Annotated in this window: 8 protein-coding genes and 1 pseudogene; 5 read left to right on the top strand and 4 right to left on the bottom strand. The window is 70.2% G+C overall.

The window, feature by feature from the left end:
• Positions 1-29: 29 nt before the first annotated feature.
• Together OG393_RS06090 and OG393_RS06085 are read right to left on the bottom strand one after the other, a co-directional pair.
• Positions 30-242: a DUF397 domain-containing protein gene (locus OG393_RS06090; protein WP_327373585.1), complete on the bottom strand. Its 213-nt coding sequence runs from the start codon at positions 240-242 to the stop codon at positions 30-32.
• The gene (locus tag OG393_RS06085; RefSeq protein WP_442817405.1) at positions 239-1,078 is read right to left on the bottom strand and encodes a helix-turn-helix domain-containing protein; all 840 of its coding nucleotides are present in this window, start codon (positions 1,076-1,078) and stop codon (positions 239-241) included. The genes OG393_RS06090 and OG393_RS06085 overlap by 4 nt, the downstream gene beginning before the upstream one ends.
• 191 nt (positions 1,079-1,269) lie before the next feature.
• Here OG393_RS06085 and OG393_RS06080 point away from each other — a divergent pair, with 191 nt between their 5' ends.
• The 4 genes and pseudogenes from OG393_RS06080 to OG393_RS06065 all read left to right on the top strand — a co-directional run.
• Positions 1,270-1,770, top strand: coding sequence for an ATP-binding protein (locus OG393_RS06080; protein ID WP_327373584.1), 501 nt, complete (start codon positions 1,270-1,272; stop codon positions 1,768-1,770).
• Between the two features lie 126 nt (positions 1,771-1,896).
• Positions 1,897-3,474, top strand: a complete 1,578-nt coding sequence (locus OG393_RS06075) for a serine/threonine-protein kinase (protein ID WP_327373583.1) — start codon at positions 1,897-1,899, stop codon at positions 3,472-3,474.
• A 44-nt stretch (positions 3,475-3,518) separates the two neighbouring features.
• On the top strand, positions 3,519-5,681 hold the full coding sequence (locus OG393_RS06070) for an AIPR family protein (protein WP_327373582.1): 2,163 nt from the start codon (positions 3,519-3,521) through the stop codon (positions 5,679-5,681).
• 95 nt (positions 5,682-5,776) lie between these two features.
• Positions 5,777-6,689, top strand: a pseudogene (locus OG393_RS06065) (hypothetical protein); the annotation flags it as partial.
• A gap of 420 nt (positions 6,690-7,109) precedes the next feature.
• Here OG393_RS06065 and OG393_RS06060 read toward each other — a convergent pair.
• Positions 7,110-8,639: a helix-turn-helix domain-containing protein gene (locus OG393_RS06060; RefSeq protein WP_327373581.1), complete on the bottom strand. Its 1,530-nt coding sequence runs from the start codon at positions 8,637-8,639 to the stop codon at positions 7,110-7,112.
• A gap of 653 nt (positions 8,640-9,292) precedes the next feature.
• Between OG393_RS06060 and acnA the strand changes: the two genes are divergently transcribed.
• On the top strand, positions 9,293-12,010 hold the full coding sequence (gene acnA / locus OG393_RS06055) for an aconitate hydratase AcnA (protein WP_327373580.1): 2,718 nt from the start codon (positions 9,293-9,295) through the stop codon (positions 12,008-12,010).
• A gap of 98 nt (positions 12,011-12,108) precedes the next feature.
• Here the strand turns inward: acnA and OG393_RS06050 are convergent, their stop codons facing one another.
• Positions 12,109-15,936 carry a GH92 family glycosyl hydrolase gene (locus OG393_RS06050; protein WP_327373579.1) on the bottom strand — a complete coding sequence of 1,276 codons (3,828 nt, stop codon included), beginning with the start codon at positions 15,934-15,936 and terminating at the stop codon, positions 12,109-12,111.
• Positions 15,937-16,173: the final 237 nt, after the last annotated feature.

The raw sequence follows: 16,173 nt of genomic DNA, 5'->3' as shown, positions 1-16,173 counted from the left end.
GCGCCTGGTGTACGAGGCCCCGCTTGCGCTCAGGCCGTGCGGTCGGCCGCCAGCTCCACGAGCCCGGTCCACGCCCGCGGACTCACGCTCAGCACGGGCCCGCCGGGCCGCTTGGAGTCCCGGACGTGCACGGTGCCGGGTGCGGCGGCCACCTCGACACAATCGCCGCCTTCGGCGCCGCTGTAGCTGCTCTTGAACCAGGCGAGTACCGGCTGCACAGGTGCGGTAACGGCGGTGCTCATAGCTCTCCCAGCAACTTCTCGATGAATCTCATGGTCTCTCGGGGACTGAGAGCCTGGCTCCGAATGATTCCATAGCGGGCTGCGGCGAGCCGAGCCTCCTCCCGGTCCGTCAGCAGGCTGCTTCGGCCCTGGACTTCCGTGTACACGAGTTGCTGTCCACCCTTGCGGGTGATGACGGTGAAGGGGCCGTCCACACCGGCGTTGTCCTCGCGGTCGAGGGGCATGACCTGGATCTCCACATTGCGTTTCTGGCCGACGAGCAGGAGATGTTCCAACTGGCCACGCAAGGTCGTCTTGCCGCCCAGGGGGCGGCGCAAGACCGTCTCCTCCATGACGAAGCTCAGCAAGGGTGCCGGCCACCGATTGAAGATCTCGTGGCGGGCCAACCGGGCTGTCACGCGCGTCTCAATGGTCTCCTCGTCCAGCAGGGGCCGCCGCATGGCCAGTACGGCACGTGTGTACTCCTCGGTCTGAAGTAGCCCCTTGACCACCAGGGTGTCGTAGGCGCACAACTCCACCGCCTCCGCCTCCAACCGCGCCATGTCCCGGAAGAAGGCCGGATACTGCGCCCGCGCCACCTCCTCCTTCAGCGCCTTCAGGACGCCACCCGCGTCCAGCACCTCGTCCGACCGGTCGATGAACCGGGGTGGCGGGATGCGGCGGCCCTGCTCGAACGAGGCGACCGACTGGGCCGCGTAGCCCACCAGCTTCCCGAACTCCGGCCGCTCCAGACCGGCGCGTAACCGAAGCAGTTTCAGTTGCCGCCCGAAGGCCGTGACCACGCCCTGTCCCGGCTCGTCCTCCGGGCGCTGGCCCACCTGCCCCGCCTGACCCACCGGCTCCGCCGCCCCGAGTCGCGCCTCAGGCTCGTCCGGCTCGATCCACTCCCGTCCGGTTCCCGCGTCATCGTCCCGCACCGCTGCCACCCTTCCGCGCGCGTACACCGCACCGCCCACCCGCGTACAAGCGGAACGCGACGGCGCGTCACCCATGGTCACGCTACGCCACCACGGCCCACCGTGGAGCCATGACGAACGACCCCACCGGAACCACGCACGCCACCCAACCCGCCACGCCCGCGGACCACTTCGCCATGCGTTTCACCGCCACGCCCCGCGGCGCCCGCCTCGCCCGCCGGCTGTGCGCGGAACGGCTGCACGCCTGGGGCATTCCGTACGGCACCGACGCCCACGACACGATCGCCCTCCTCGTGGCCGAACTGGGCGCGAACGCCGTCCAGCACGGCCGGGTCCCGGGCCGGGACTTCCACGTCCGGCTCTCCGTCCCCGCACAGCCCCTCTCCACCGTGCGGATCGAGGTGGCCGACACCCGCGGCGAACGGCTGCCGGAACCCGCACCGCACCTCCCCGGCGCCGAGCGGACCGACGGGCGCGGTCTGCTCCTCGTCGCGGCCCTCGCCGACCGGTGGGGCTGGGGCCCACGGCCCTGCGGGGCGCCCGGCAAGATCGTGTGGGCCGAGTACGACCGGCGAAACCCCGACACACAGACGGTTCTCGGCCAGATCTGACAGACCTCGTACGCCTCCCTGGACGCTGGATCACCGCCCCCACCACACTGGCTCCGACATGTCGGGCCGGCCGACACCACCTCGGGTACCACGCCGGCGACAGCAACACCACGGGGCAGGGGCACGGTGCCACAGCGGATCATCGACGGACGTTACGAACTCCTGGAGGAGCTCAGCCACGGCGGCATGGGCGACGTCTGGCGCGGCTACGACTCCGTCCTCGACCGGCCCGTGGCCGTGAAGCGCATCCGGTCCCAGGCCGTCACCTCACCTCAGCTCGCGGACGAGCTCGCCAAGCGGTTCCGGCGCGAGGCCAGGATCACGGCCCGGATCCAGCACCCCGGCGTGCCGCAGGTCTACGACGCCGTCCTGGACGCCACCCACGAGCACCTGTTCCTCGTCATGGAGCTGGTCGAGGGCCTCCCGCTGTCCGCCTACGTGGACCCGGCCCGGCCCCTGCCGGTCAGCTGGGCCGTGGCGGTGGCCGCCCAGGTGGCCACCGTGCTGTCGCACGCCCACGAGGTCCCCGTGATCCACCGGGACCTCAAGCCGGGCAACGTCCTCGTCGCCCGCGACGGGACCGTGAAGGTCCTGGACTTCGGTATCGCGGCCATCCTGCGCACCGACGCCACCAAGCTCACCGCGACCGGGAGCCCGATCGGGACCTCCCAGTACATGGCGCCCGAGCAGGTCCGCGGCGGGCGCGTGACCCCGCGGACCGACCTGTACGCGCTCGGCTGCGTGCTCCACGAACTGCTCAGCGGCAGGGTCCTGTTCCAGGCGGACAGCGAGCTCGCGCTCATGTACCAGCACGTCACCGAGGACCCCACCCCGCTCCGGGACCTGCGCCCCCAGGTCCCGGCCGCGCTGGAGGAGCTCGTCCTGCACCTGCTCCGCAAGGCCCCGGAAGCGCGGCCCGCCGACGTGCAGGAGGTGTACGAGCGGCTGCGGCCCTTCCTCCCGCGGGCCGGCCAGGACCCGTCGCCCGGCGAGACGGGGCCGGCCGGTGCCCCGGATCCGACGGGGCTGTTCCGCCACCCGTACGCGCCCCGCTCCCGGCCCCGCCCGGTGGCCGCCCCGACGCCCTCGGCGGAGCAGGCCCCCGCGCCCGTCCCCGTACCCGACGGACTGAGGGCCGACATCGCGGACGCGTACGCGCACTCCGGCGCCCTCCTCGAAGAGGAGCGGTTCAGCCAGGCCGCGGAGGTCCTGAGCGAGGTCATCGAACCGGCCGCCCGCGCCCTCGGCACGGACAGCCGGCAAGTGCTCGAACTGCGCACCCAGCGGGCGGCTATCCGGCTGCTCGGCGGGGACTACCGGGCCGCCCTGCCCGAGTTCACGGCGCTCGCCGACGCGTACGGGCGCATCGCGGGGCCCACCAGTGAGCAGGCCCGCGCCTGCCGTGCCCAGGCCGCCCGCTGCCGTGCCGAACTCGGCCAGGTGACGGAGGCGCTCACGGCGCTGGAAGCCGTACTGGCCGTGGTCCGGGCCGTGGACGGCGACGTCAGCGAGGAGGCCGTGGAGCTCCGCCGGGACATCGGCATGCTGCTCCTCGCGCAGGGCCGGGCCGCCGACGCCCTGGTCGTCCTCGAACCGCTGCACGCCGACCTGAACGTCGTCTACGGCCCGGCGGACGAGCTGACCGCCGAGATCGCCGAGGCGCTGGCGCTGACACGGCTCGACCTCGACGGCCAGGCGTCCTGAGCAGTCCTGCCGGGTCAGGTCCGGGGACTGGAGAAAGAGAGATCATGAGCGGTAAGAAGTTCGGAGAGGGCAGCGACGGCGTGGCCCTTCAAGTGCGTCAGGTGGAGCAGGCGCTCCGGACCGTGTACGTGGACGGCGGTCTCCTGCACGTCGGCGACCTGGAGGGCAAGCCACCCCAGGAACGGGAACCCCGGTTGCTGTCACGGGCGCTGACGGCCCAGGCCGTACGCATGGTCACCGGCTTCAGCCCGCAGGAGGCGGCGGACACCGTCATAGACGGAATCGCAGACCAGGGCATAGACGCCATCGCGGTGGTGGACGGCCCCGACCCACACGTCTACCTCGTTCAAGCCAAGTGGAGCCAGTACGGCAAGGCCAAGAGCGAGCGGGAAGCCGTGCTCGAACTGCTGGCCGGGCTGCGGCTCATCGACGACGAGGACTTCGCGCCGTTCAACCCGCGCGGCCGTCGGCTGGCCGAACAGGCCAAGGCCGTCATGTCGCAGGGGCCGGTGCCCGTCACCCAGGTCGTCGTACTCATGCGTACGGATGACGTGATCGAGGGGTTCCGGCACGCTCTGGTCAACGGCGAGAAGGAATTCAACCGGTTCGGCGACCTCCTCGACCACGAGATCATCCTCGCTCCCGACGTCTGGGCCTCGGTGCGGAAGGACCTGGCGCCGAAGCCCGTGGAGCTGGACACCATCCTCTTCCCCTGGTTCGGGGTCAACGCTCCCTACGAGTCCTATCAGGGGGTCGTCGCGGCGGAGATCGTCGCGGAGTGGGCCGAGCACGGCTCCCACCTGTTCAACCTCAACATCCGCAATCCGCTGGGCAGGACGTCGATCAACAACGAGCTGATCGAGACCCTCACCGAGGAACCCGCGCATTTCCTCTACTTCAACAACGGCATCACGGTGCTCTGCGAATCGGTCGAGAAGACGTACCAGTCGATGCGAACGCCCCACACCTACCCGCTCACACTCAAACTGCACAACGCGAGCGTCGTGAACGGTGCCCAGACCGTCAGATCCGTCGCCGATGCCGTGGCCGCCGATGAGGGCGCAGCCTCCGCGCAGGTGCCGGTGCGGATCATCGTCACCGGCAAGTCGGCCGATTTCGCCAAGAGGACCACGCAGGCGACCAACAGGCAGAACCGGGTGGAGCCGCGGGACTTCATCGCGCTCGACCCGGTACAGGCTGCCATTCTGGAGGAGATGCGGGCGGAACTCGGGCTCGACTACAGCGTCCGCCGGGGCGAACTGGACCCGCCCGAGGACACGGGGTGCTCGGTTGTCGAGGCCGCGTGCGCCCTCGCCTGCGCCCACCCCGACAGCCAGTACGCCGCCCGGATGGCCACCACACTGGACGTGCTGTGGGAACGCGGCGCTCAGGGCATCTACGACGTGCTCTTCCGGCCTCAGCCCGGGGCGTACCTCCTGTGGAACGCGGTGCAGGTCCTGCGCGCCGTCCGCCGAGAGCTGCACACCCTGCGCTCGCGCTACGAAGGCCGTGGTGCCGCCCTCATCGAGCACGGCCCCTACCTGCTCACGCACCTCGTCTTCCGGAGCCTGGACACCGAGGCGATCGACGAGCCGGACCCCAAGCTCGAATGGTCCGCCGCTGCTGTGGCTCGGGTACCCGGCCTGGTCAAGGAACTGCTGCCCACGGTCGCCGCGGCAATCGACGGACTCTACGGCGACCGGTCGCAGATCCGAGCGGTGTGCGCGGACATCGTCCGCTGCCGCGAGATCGCCGACCGGGTACTCGGCGGCACAGCGGCTCAGGACCCGGCCGAGCGGGACAAGTACCGCCGCGTTCCCGCACAGCGCAAGGCTCGCCGGCCGAACGCCGTACACGTCCTCATCGACCAGGGGACGCTGGAAGAAGGCGACCCGCTCACCCTGACCACCGCCTACCCCATGGAGGCAGAGGCTCTGGCGGGTTGGCTGGCCGAGGACGAGCGGCGCTCGCGCGCCACCTGGGTCAAGCACCGGTCCCGGCCCGTGCTGTGGGCAGCCGACGGCAAGCAGTACTCGCCGTCCGGACTGATCACCCACATGTGGAAGCTCGCCGAATGGGAGCAGCGACCCGTGGCGAACCAGGGCACCGCTCGATGGCTCACCTCCAGCGGCGAGACCCTCGCCGACCTGGCATGGCGAGTCCTCAGCAATCTCGAAGAACCTCTGCCGGGCGGCGAAGACGACTGACGACAGCCGGGAGGGGCCGCCGGCAAGGAGGCTCGCCTGCTGCCCCGCCCCGCACCCCGATGAGGAGATCCGCCCATGCCCCGCCTCGCCTTCGACTGCGGGTGCCGCCGCACGACGAGGCGAACGCGTAGGCGGTCAAGCAGAAGGCGTCCGTCAACACGGTCACCCGAGCCGTGGAGATCCGCGACATCGCCGTCCTGGAAGAGCTCACCCCCGCCTACGAGAGGACCGCTCCCGCCCCCGAGCAGCGTCTCTTCGCCGCCTTCTCGGACGGGGACCTGGCCGCCCTCGGCGTCGACGGGACGATCCCGCGCCAGGCCCGGGTCCTGACCAGCGTGGAGCAACTGGATGCCTTCGCGCCGTTCTTTCCCCAGGACCAGCGTGAGGTGCTCGAATACCTCGCCGCCGGCTTCACGGTGGAGGAGGTACGGCGGGACGTGGTCGCCGTCCACCTCGCCGCCGCGGAAGGTGCCGGGCCCGTCGACGCCTTCGCCGGACGGGCGCTGTCCACCGCGCGCCGACGAGCCGCACCAGCGGACCCACGACAGCAGGGTCTCCCTCAAGGCGGTCGGGATCAGGGTGGCGGGACGGTCGACGAAGATGCGCAGGAACTACCGCTCCACGCACGAGATCCTCAGCTGGTCCACCGCGCTGCTCATCGGCCGGCCCTTCGCGGAACTGGAGGACGACGCCCGCCACGAGACCCTGCTCGGCTACCGCTCGGCCCTGCGCGGGAACGGCCCCGAGAACCACGGCGCGGGCTCCGCGGACGTGGACCGCCTCCAGCACGAGGCCGACCTGCTGGCGTCGCCCCTCGCCGTCCGCCTCTACGACCTGCGGCACTCGGGCCTGTCCACCCGGCTGAACGCCGGCGTCGATCCCACCGAGGTCGCCGAACGGGCGGGCATCAGCGTCGAGGTCCTCATGACCAGGTACGCGAGGTGCCTCTTCAGTCGCCAGGCCCTCGCCGACAGGCGCGTCGACGCGCTTCCGGACGAATACGGCTGAGGGGTCGTCAACCTCCTCGTGGTGAACCGAGCGCCTCACGCGGATCTCGTGCCCTGAGTGTGTTCCAGCGCGAGCCCGTGCCCTGTCGAGGCACGGCTTCCACGCCCTGCGTCACTTCTACGCCTCCGAGGAACTGGGGGCCGGGGAATCGGTCGTCTCCCTCGCACGCCGGCTCGGGCACTCCGACCCCGGGTTCACGCTGCGGAAGTACTCCCACTTCCTGCCCCGCGCGGGCGCACGGGGAAGCGCCGCCATCGACGCGCTCTTCGCGTAGCCTCGGCGTGAGGGCGGCGGTCCGGCAGAGCGGCCCGTAGGAGCCCGACACCAGCCCAAAGTCCCAGAGAAGTCCCACGGATGCCGCCGCACCCCTCCCTGACCCGCTTCATCGCAGGTCAGACGGGATGCGGCGGCATCCGCGCATCAAATGTCGCGGAAGATCTCGATCTGCGCGCCCACCGAGTTCAGCCGCTCGGCCAGCTCCTCGTACCCCCGGTTGATGACGTACACGTTGCGCAGCACCGACGTGCCCTCCGCCGCCATCATCGCCAGCAGCACGACCACCGCCGGGCGCAGTGCGGGCGGGCACATCATCTCCGCGGCGCGCCAGCGGGTCGGGCCCTCGACCAGGACGCGGTGCGGGTCGAGGAGTTGCAGCCGGCCGCCGAGGCGGTTGAGGTCGGTGAGGTAGATCGCCCGGTTGTCGTAGACCCAGTCGTGGATGAGGGTCTTGCCCTGGGCGGTCGCCGCGATGGCCGCGAAGAACGGCACGTTGTCGATGTTCAGGCCGGGGAACGGCATCGGGTGGATCTTGTCGATCGGCGCCTCCAGTTTGGAGGGGCGGACCGTCAGGTCGACCAGGCGTGTCCGGCCGTTGTCGGCGGCGTACTCGGGCGAGCGGTCGTGGTCGAGTCCCATCTCCTCCAGAACCGCGAGCTCGATCTCCATGAACTCGATGGGGACACGGCGGATCGTCAGTTCCGACTCGGTGACGACAGCCGCGGCCACCAGGCTCATCGCCTCGACCGGGTCCTCGGAGGGGGAGTAGTCGACGTCCACGTCGATCCGCGGCACTCCGTGGACGGTGAGCGTGGTCGTGCCGATGCCCTCGACGCGGACGCCGAGTGCCTCCAGGAAGAAGCAGAGGTCCTGGACCATGTAGTTGGAGGAGGCGTTGCGGATGACGGTGACGCCGTTGTTGCGCGCGGCGGCGAGCAGCGCGTTCTCGGTCACGGTGTCACCGCGCTCGGTCAGCACGATCGGACGGTCGGGCGAGACGGCCGGCTCGACCTGGGCGTGGTACAGGCCCTCGGTGGCGGTGATGTCGAGGCCGAAGCGGCGCAGCGCGATCATGTGGGGTTCGATCGTGCGGGTGCCGAGGTCGCAGCCGCCCGCGTACGGCAGTCTGAAGCGGTCGAGGCGGTGCAGCAGCGGGCCGAGGAACATGATGATCGACCGGGTGCGGATCGCCGCCTCCGCGTCGATGGACTCCATGTCCAGCTCGGCGGGCGGCACGATCTCGAGGTCGACACCGTCGTTGATCCAGCGGGTGCGGACGCCGATGGAGTTGAGGACCTCCAGGAGGCGGAACACCTCCTCGATGCGGGCCACCCGGCGCAGTACCGTGCGCCCCTTGTTGAGGAGTGAGCCGCACAGCAGCGCGACACAGGCGTTCTTGCTCGTCTTGACGTCGATGGCGCCGGACAGCCGCCGTCGGCCGACGACGCGCAGATGCATCGGGCCGGCGTATCCCAGGGACACGATCTCGCTGTCGAGGGCCTCTCCGATGCGGGCGATCATCTCAAGGCTGATGTTCTGATTGCCGCGCTCGATCCGGTTGACGGCGCTCTGGCTCGTGGCCAGGGCTTCGGCGAGCTGCGTCTGTGTCCAGCCACGGTGCTGGCGGGCGTCACGGATGAGCTTGCCGATGCGTACGAGGTAGTCGTCTGCCATGGCGTCACGTTATCTCAGATATGAGATGAGGCTGTCGTGGGGTGCGCCGTCTGGGTGGCGGGTCGCGCGTGAGCGGTCTCGGGCCTCGCCCGGTGCGGGAGTTCCGGTCGGCCCTGAGGTCGGGCGTGTCGCTGACACCCCGTGAGCTCCCCGTGCGGTGTGGTCGCCTCCTGTCCCGGCGCCACCCTCCCGCCCCGCCCGCCTTCCACTGAACACGTCACGATCCTGGGCCGTATCGAGGGTGGGCGCCATCGCGGTGGGTCCGTTCGGGTGCGTGCGCGGCCCGTCCGGGGGCAGGGTCCCTCCGGCCTCGGTCGCGATGCCGGACGTCCTCCCGGTCGGCGGGGGTGCGGCCGGGGTCCCGTCGTGGCGCGCCTCCCCTCAGGGGTCCCTCTCGTGTGACCCCTGAGGGGCGTCCGGCCCGGGTGTCCGTCGCGACAGACGCCCGGGTCGGATGACAACGGACACGCATGCCGGGCATGACCGAGCGACCGGGATGCACTAGAGTTATCTCGACATCGAGATAACTGCCTGGCGCACCGCAGCCGCCCATCCGGTAAGGGTTACCTAACTAAGCCTTACCTTAGCGGACCGGCGAGGAGTCGTGGCGGCAGCATGGCGGTAGAACGCGCACATTGATGAAGGAGACTGTCGTGTCGGCGAACAGCTTCGACGCCCGCAGCACGCTGCAGGTGGGCGACGAGTCGTACGAGATCTTCAAGCTGGACAAGGTGGCGGGCTCGGCTCGCCTCCCCTACAGCCTGAAGGTGCTGCTGGAGAACCTGCTCCGCACCGAGGACGGCGCGAACATCACCGCCGACCACATCCGTGCGCTCGGCGACTGGGACTCGCAGGCTCAGCCGAGCCAGGAGATCCAGTTCACGCCGGCCCGCGTGATCATGCAGGACTTCACCGGTGTCCCCTGTGTCGTCGACCTCGCCACCATGCGCGAGGCCGTCGCGGCGCTCGGCGGTGACCCGGCGAAGATCAACCCGCTGTCCCCGGCCGAGATGGTCATCGACCACTCCGTCATCGCCGACAAGTTCGGCACCCACGACGCGTTCGCGCAGAACGTCGAGCTGGAGTACGGCCGCAACCGCGAGCGCTACCAGTTCCTGCGCTGGGGCCAGACCGCCTTCGACGACTTCAAGGTCGTCCCGCCCGGCACGGGCATCGTCCACCAGGTGAACATCGAGCACCTGGCCCGCACCGTCATGGTCCGGGGCGGGCAGGCGTACCCCGACACCCTGGTCGGCACCGACTCGCACACCACCATGGTCAACGGCCTCGGTGTGCTGGGCTGGGGCGTCGGCGGTATCGAGGCCGAGGCCGCCATGCTCGGCCAGCCGGTCTCGATGCTCATCCCGCGCGTCGTCGGCTTCAAGCTGACCGGCGAACTCCCGGCCGGCACGACCGCCACCGACCTCGTGCTCACCATCACCGAGATGCTGCGCAAGCATGGCGTCGTCGGCAAGTTCGTCGAGTTCTACGGTGAGGGCGTCGCCGCCACCTCGCTCGCCAACCGCGCCACCATCGGCAACATGTCGCCGGAGTTCGGCTCCACCGCCGCCATCTTCCCGATCGACGGCGAGACCCTGAACTACCTCAAGCTCACCGGCCGCTCCGAGCAGCAGGTCGCGCTCGTCGAGGCGTACGCCAAGGAGCAGGGCCTCTGGCTCGACCCGGCCGCCGAGCCCGACTTCTCCGAGAAGCTGGAGCTCGACCTCTCCACGGTCGTTCCGTCGATCGCCGGCCCGAAGCGCCCGCAGGACCGCATCGTCCTCGCCGAGGCCGCCACGCAGTTCGCCCTGGACGTCCGCAACTACGTGGACGAGGTCGACGAGGCGGGCAAGGAGTCCTTCCCGGCCTCCGACGCCCCGGCGAACCACCCCGACGGCGCGCCGTCGAAGCCCGTCACGGTCACCGCCCCCGACGGCTCGACGTACGAGATCGACCACGGCGCCGTCACCGTCGCCGCGATCACCTCCTGCACCAACACCTCGAACCCGTACGTCATGGTCGCCGCCGCGCTCGTCGCGAAGAAGGCCGTGGAGAAGGGCCTGACCCGCAAGCCGTGGGTCAAGACCACCCTCGCCCCGGGCTCGAAGGTCGTCACCGACTACTTCGACAAGGCGGGTCTGACCCCTTACCTCGACAAGGTCGGCTTCAACCTCGTCGGCTACGGCTGCACCACCTGCATCGGCAACTCCGGCCCGCTGCCGGAGGAGGTCTCCAAGGCCGTCAACGAGCACGACCTGGCCGTGACCTCGGTACTCTCGGGCAACCGGAACTTCGAGGGGCGCATCAACCCCGACGTCAAGATGAACTACCTGGCCTCCCCGCCGCTGGTCGTCGCCTACGCCCTCGCGGGCTCCATGAAGGTGGACATCACCAAGGACGCCCTCGGCACCGACACCGACGGCAAGCCGGTCTACCTGGCCGACATCTGGCCCTCCGAGGCCGAGGTCAACGACGTCGTCGCCAACGCCATCGGCGAGGACATGTTCTCCAAGTCCTACCAGGACGTGTTCGCGGGCGACGCCCAGTGGCAGGCGCTCCCGATCCCGACCGGCAACACCTTCGAGTGGGACGCCGAGTCCACCTACGTCCGCAAGCCCCCGTACTTCGAGGGCATGACGATGGAGACCACCCCGGTCGCCGACATCACCGGCGCCCGCGTGCTGGCGAAGCTGGGCGACTCGGTCACCACCGACCACATCTCCCCGGCCGGTGCCATCAAGGCCGACACCCCGGCCGGCCAGTACCTCACCGAGCACGGTGTGGAGCGTCGTGACTTCAACTCCTACGGCTCGCGCCGTGGCAACCACGAGGTCATGATCCGCGGCACGTTCGCCAACATCCGCCTGCGCAACCAGATCGCGCCGGGCACCGAGGGCGGCTTCACGCGTGACTTCACGCAGGACGGCGGCCCGGTCTCCTTCATCTACGACGCCTCGCGGAACTACCAGGCCGCCGGCACCCCGCTGGTGATCCTGGGCGGCAAGGAGTACGGCTCCGGCTCGTCCCGTGACTGGGCGGCCAAGGGCACCGCGCTCCTCGGCGTCAAGGCCGTCATCACCGAGTCGTACGAGCGCATCCACCGCTCGAACCTCATCGGCATGGGCGTCCTGCCGCTGCAGTTCCCGGCCGGCCAGTCGGCCGACTCGCTCGGCCTGACCGGTGAGGAGACCTTCTCCATCGCCGGTATCACCGAGCTGAACGAGGGCACCACCCCTAGCACGGTCAAGGTCACCACCGACACCGGTGTCGAGTTCGACGCGGTCGTCCGCATCGACACCCCCGGTGAGGCGGACTACTACCGCAACGGCGGCATCATGCAGTACGTGCTGCGGAACCTGATCCGCGGCTGAACCGGCGTCCGCGGCTGACCGCCGCGGGACCGGAACACGGCAAGGGCCCTCTCCCCGCCCGGGGGAGAGGGCCCTTGCCGTGTTCCGGAGCGGCCCGGTCAGCCGAGCAGCTGGACCTCCGCCAGCTCACCGCCCGAACCCGACAGCACCAGACGGTATTTCGCGTACGGGCGCGGCGCGTGCACCGAGAACACCCGGGTCTGCCGCGCCCAGGCGAAGGTCTCGCCGCCCCGCCGGTCCAGGTCCTTCCAGGCCACCCCGTCCGCGGAGCCCTGGAGCACCCAGCCCGCCGGCGCCTTCGCCCGGTCCGCCGGCGAGGTCAGCGTGTACTGGACCGCCTTCACCCGTCCGGCCACGGGCAGGCCGACCGCGCCGGTCACCGGCCCCGCCGTCGCCGAGGTGTCGTCGAACAGGGGCCCCGCGCCCTTCACCAGGTCCGCACGCGGGACCGGCACCTGGTCGTCCTTCGTGATCGAGACCGGTCCCGCCGTGGCACCCGTGCCCCAGGCCGAGGGCCTCGGCCCCATGTCGAACCTCAGCGTGCCGCCGCGGGCGAGCAGCTCGTGCGGCAGGGCGGTGGAGTTCCACCGCTTGCCGTTCAGCCGCACGCCCTGGACGTAGATGTTGCGGGCGCTGTTGCGCGGGGCCTCCACGACCAGTGTGCGTCCGTTGTCCATCCGGACGGTCGCCTTCGTGAAGAGCGGCGAACCGATCGCGTACTCCCCGCTGCCCATCACCAGCGGGTAGAAGCCGAGCGCCGAGAAGAGGAACCAGGCCGACTGCTCGCCGTTGTCCTCGTCGCCGTGGTAGCCCTGGCCGATCTCGCTGCCGGTGTAGAGCCGGGACAGCACCTCACGCACTTTCGAAGCCGTCTTCCACGGCTGCCCGGCCGCGTCGTACATGTACGGCACGTGATGCGCGACCTGGTTGGAGTGGCCGTACATGCCCATCCGGACGTCCCGCGCCTCGGTCATCTCGTGGATGACGCTGCCGTAGGAGCCGACGAACTCCGGGCTCGCCGTCTCCGGCGTCGAGAAGTAGGCGTCGAGCTTCTTCGCCAGGCCCGCGCGGCCTCCGTACAGGCCGGCGAGGCCCCGCGAGTCCTGCGGGGCGGTGAAGGCGTAGCCCCAGCCGTTGGTCTCGGTGTAGTCGTGGCCCCAGATCCGCGGGTCGTACGAGGCCGACGGCACCCGCCAGGCGCCGGTGGCGTCGCGGCCCTGGAAGAAGCCGGCCTCGGGGTCGAAGAGGGAGACGTAGGAGCGCGCCCGGTCGAGGAAGTACGCCGACTCCTCCCGGTAACGCTTCTTGCCGGTCTTCTCGTAGAGCGCGCGGCCCATCTTCGCGATGCCGTAGTCGTTGAGGTACCCCTCCAGAGACCAGGAAAGGCCCTCGTGGGTCGCGGTGGAGGTGTAGCCGAGGAACGGCGAGGTTTCCATGCCCTTGCGTCCTACGCCGCCGCTCGGCGGCACCACGGTCGCGTTCTTCAGCGCGGCCTCGTACGCCGCCTCCGCGTCGAAGTCCACGCCCTTGACGAAGGCGTCGGCGAAGGCCACGTCGGAGGAGGTGCCGGTCATCAGGTCCGCGTAGCCAGGGGAGGACCAGCGGGAGATCCAGCCGCCGTCCTTGTACTGCTGGACGAAGCCGTCGACCAGTTCCCCCGCCTTCCTCGGGGTGAGGAAGGAGTAGGCGGGCCACGTCGTCCGGTAGGTGTCCCAGAAGCCGTTGTTGACGTACACCTTCCCGTCGACGATCTTCGCGCCCGTCCGGGTCGGGGTGTCCGGGCCCGTCCCGGGTGAGAAGGGGCTGGCGTACACGTGCCGGGAACCGGCCTTCTCGAAACCGGAGTTGGGGTAGAGGTACAGCCGGTAGAGGCTGGAGTAGAGGGTCACCAGCTGGTCGTGGGTCGCGCCCTCGACCTCCACCCGCTCCAGGACCGCGTCCCAGGCGTCCTGCGCCCGGCCCCGGACCCGTTCGAAGGAGGTGCCCGCCGGAATCTCGTCCGCGAGGTTCGCCTTGGCCTGGTCGACGGAGATCAGTGACGTCGCCAGCCGCAGGGTCACGGTCCGCCCGGCGCCCGGGTCGAAGCGGAAGTAGCCCTTCACGCCCTCGGCCGCCGAGGAGAGGACCGGCGCGTCGAAGACGCCGTACACGAACATCCGGGTGGCGCCCGCGGACAGTCCGCTCCGCACGTCGGAGTAGCCGGTGAAGGAGGAGGCCGCCGCGTCCAGGGTCAGACCGCCCTCCCGCGTGACGTTGTCGAAGACGACGCTCGCGTCCCTGCCCGGAAAGCGGAAGCGCATCGCGGCGGCGTGGTCGGCCGGGGCCATCTCGGCCTTGAGGCCGTTCTCGAAGGTGACGCCGTAGTAGTGCGGTCGGGCGGTCTCCTTCTCGTGCCGGAAGGCCAGGGCCCGCGCGGACCGGTCCGTCTCCGGGACGCCGGCCGCCGCCGAGGGCATCACCTGGAAGGTCTGCCGGTCGCCCATCCAGGGGCTCGGCTCGTGGCTCGCCGCGAACGCCTGCAGGGTCGGCAGGTTGTCGGCGTTGTTGCCGCGCGCGTACTCGTACAGCCAGCCCTTGGACGCGGCGTTGGTAACCGGCGTCCAGAAGTTGAAGCCGTGCGGGACCGCGGTCGCGGGGAAGGTGTTGCCGCGCGAGAACGAGCCGCTGGAGTGGGTGCCGCGGGTCGTCGAGGCGTAGTCCGACAGCCGTTCCCGCCGCTTCTCGGGAGCCTTCGGCCGCAGGGAGATGTCGTCGATCCAGCCCTGGAACTTCGCCGGCCCCCGGGGGGAGTCGTACGCCACCAGGATCCGGTCCACCGTCCTGCCGGCCGCGACCGAACCGATCGAGGCGGTGACCTGGTTCCACTGGTTGACGTAGAGGCGCTTGGCCGCGCCCTGGCCCTGCGGAGTGAGCGGGCCGCCGTGCGCGTCGGTGGCCCGCAGCTCGCTCAGGTAACTGCCGTCGGTGAAGGCGAGGTCCACCGACACGTTCGTGGCCGGGTAGCCGAGGTCGGTCTCGGCCATGGCGGGGAAGATCCGGTAGGACAGCTCGGTGTTCCGGACGACGGCCGTGTTCACGTCGAAGACCTTGTTGTACGAGTACGCCCGGCCGGCCGCCTGGTGCGTACCGGCGTAGCGCAGCGCCCGGGTGCCCGTGAAGCCGGCGTTGGCCTTGGCGGTGGGGGAGCCGCCGGGTCCGCGGTCGACCCGGCTGCGCATGTCCTTCGGTACGGGGGCGGTGGCGTCCCCGTTCGAGAACTGGACGTCGGCGAGCTGGGTGAGGCCCGCGCCGCCGTTCTCGGTGATCTCCAGCCGGTAGTGCGCGTAGGCCGTGTCGTTCGCGAAGTCGTACGTCCTCGTCTCGAAGCGTTTCGCGAAGACCTGGTCCTCACGGGTGTCGAGGACCTTCCACTCGGCGCCGTCGGACGAGCCCTTCAGGGTCCAGTCGCGCGGATCGCGCTCGGCGGCGTCATTGGCCGACGTCAGCGCGTAGGTGACGACCTTGACGGGCGCGTCCAGGTCGAACTCGAGCCAGGCCGTCGGCTCGAACACCAGCCATTTGGTGGAGCTCTGGAGGTCGACCAGGTTCTCCTTGGTCTCACCCGAAGGGGCGTTCTCGCCGCTGGCGCGCACCTCGGTCACCCGGTCGGTGACGTTGCCCGGGATTCCGGTGGCGAAGCCGCCGTCGACCCCGGAGGTCCTCGGGGTGCCGTCCTTGCCGACGTCGACGGTGTCGCGCCACGTCGGAGGCGTCTCGTCGGCTTCGAAGGAGGTGGAGAACTCCCTGTCCGGCTTCCCCGGCCGGGCCGGGAGCGCGAGGGATGTGGAGGGGGTCGCCGCCAGGAGAAGGGCGGCGGTCGCCAGGAGGGCGGCTGCTGGAAGACGTGCCTGTCGGGCTCTCGATCCGGTGCGAATTCGGGCCTGCATACCGTGTCGTCACTCCCGCTGCAGTAGTTAGACAACGTTGTCAACTCAAGGCGCAGGAACCAGTAGTGGTCCAAGTGGGGCCCGGTGTCAAGGGTGTTCGCGGCAACGCGAGGGAGGAACCGGTGCAGATGCGGCGCGGATACCCCCGAGGTCTCAACTCGGGAAAGACTGCCGCTCAAACCCGGTCCCGATCTTGCTCAGTTGACGGAAAGTGGACTATACCTGTCGGCGTCCGGA

It is taken from the genome of Streptomyces sp. NBC_01216, from assembly GCF_035994945.1.
GTDB lineage: Bacteria > Actinomycetota > Actinomycetes > Streptomycetales > Streptomycetaceae > Streptomyces.
The sequence above is the reverse complement of the archived record's forward strand: the minus strand, read 5'-3'. Positions and strand labels throughout refer to the sequence as shown.

Bases quoted from the DNA above. Each gene is read 5' to 3' on its own strand.
- OG393_RS06070 (WP_327373582.1), top strand. From the start codon at position 3,519: ATGAGCGGTAAGAAGTTCGGAGAGGGCAGCGACGGCGTGGCCCTTCAA.
- OG393_RS06060 (WP_327373581.1), bottom strand. From the start codon at position 8,639: ATGGCAGACGACTACCTCGTACGCATCGGCAAGCTCATCCGTGACGCC.
- OG393_RS06080 (WP_327373584.1), top strand. From the start codon at position 1,270: ATGACGAACGACCCCACCGGAACCACGCACGCCACCCAACCCGCCACG.
- OG393_RS06050 (WP_327373579.1), bottom strand. From the start codon at position 15,936: ATGCAGGCCCGAATTCGCACCGGATCGAGAGCCCGACAGGCACGTCTT.
- OG393_RS06090 (WP_327373585.1), bottom strand. From the start codon at position 242: ATGAGCACCGCCGTTACCGCACCTGTGCAGCCGGTACTCGCCTGGTTC.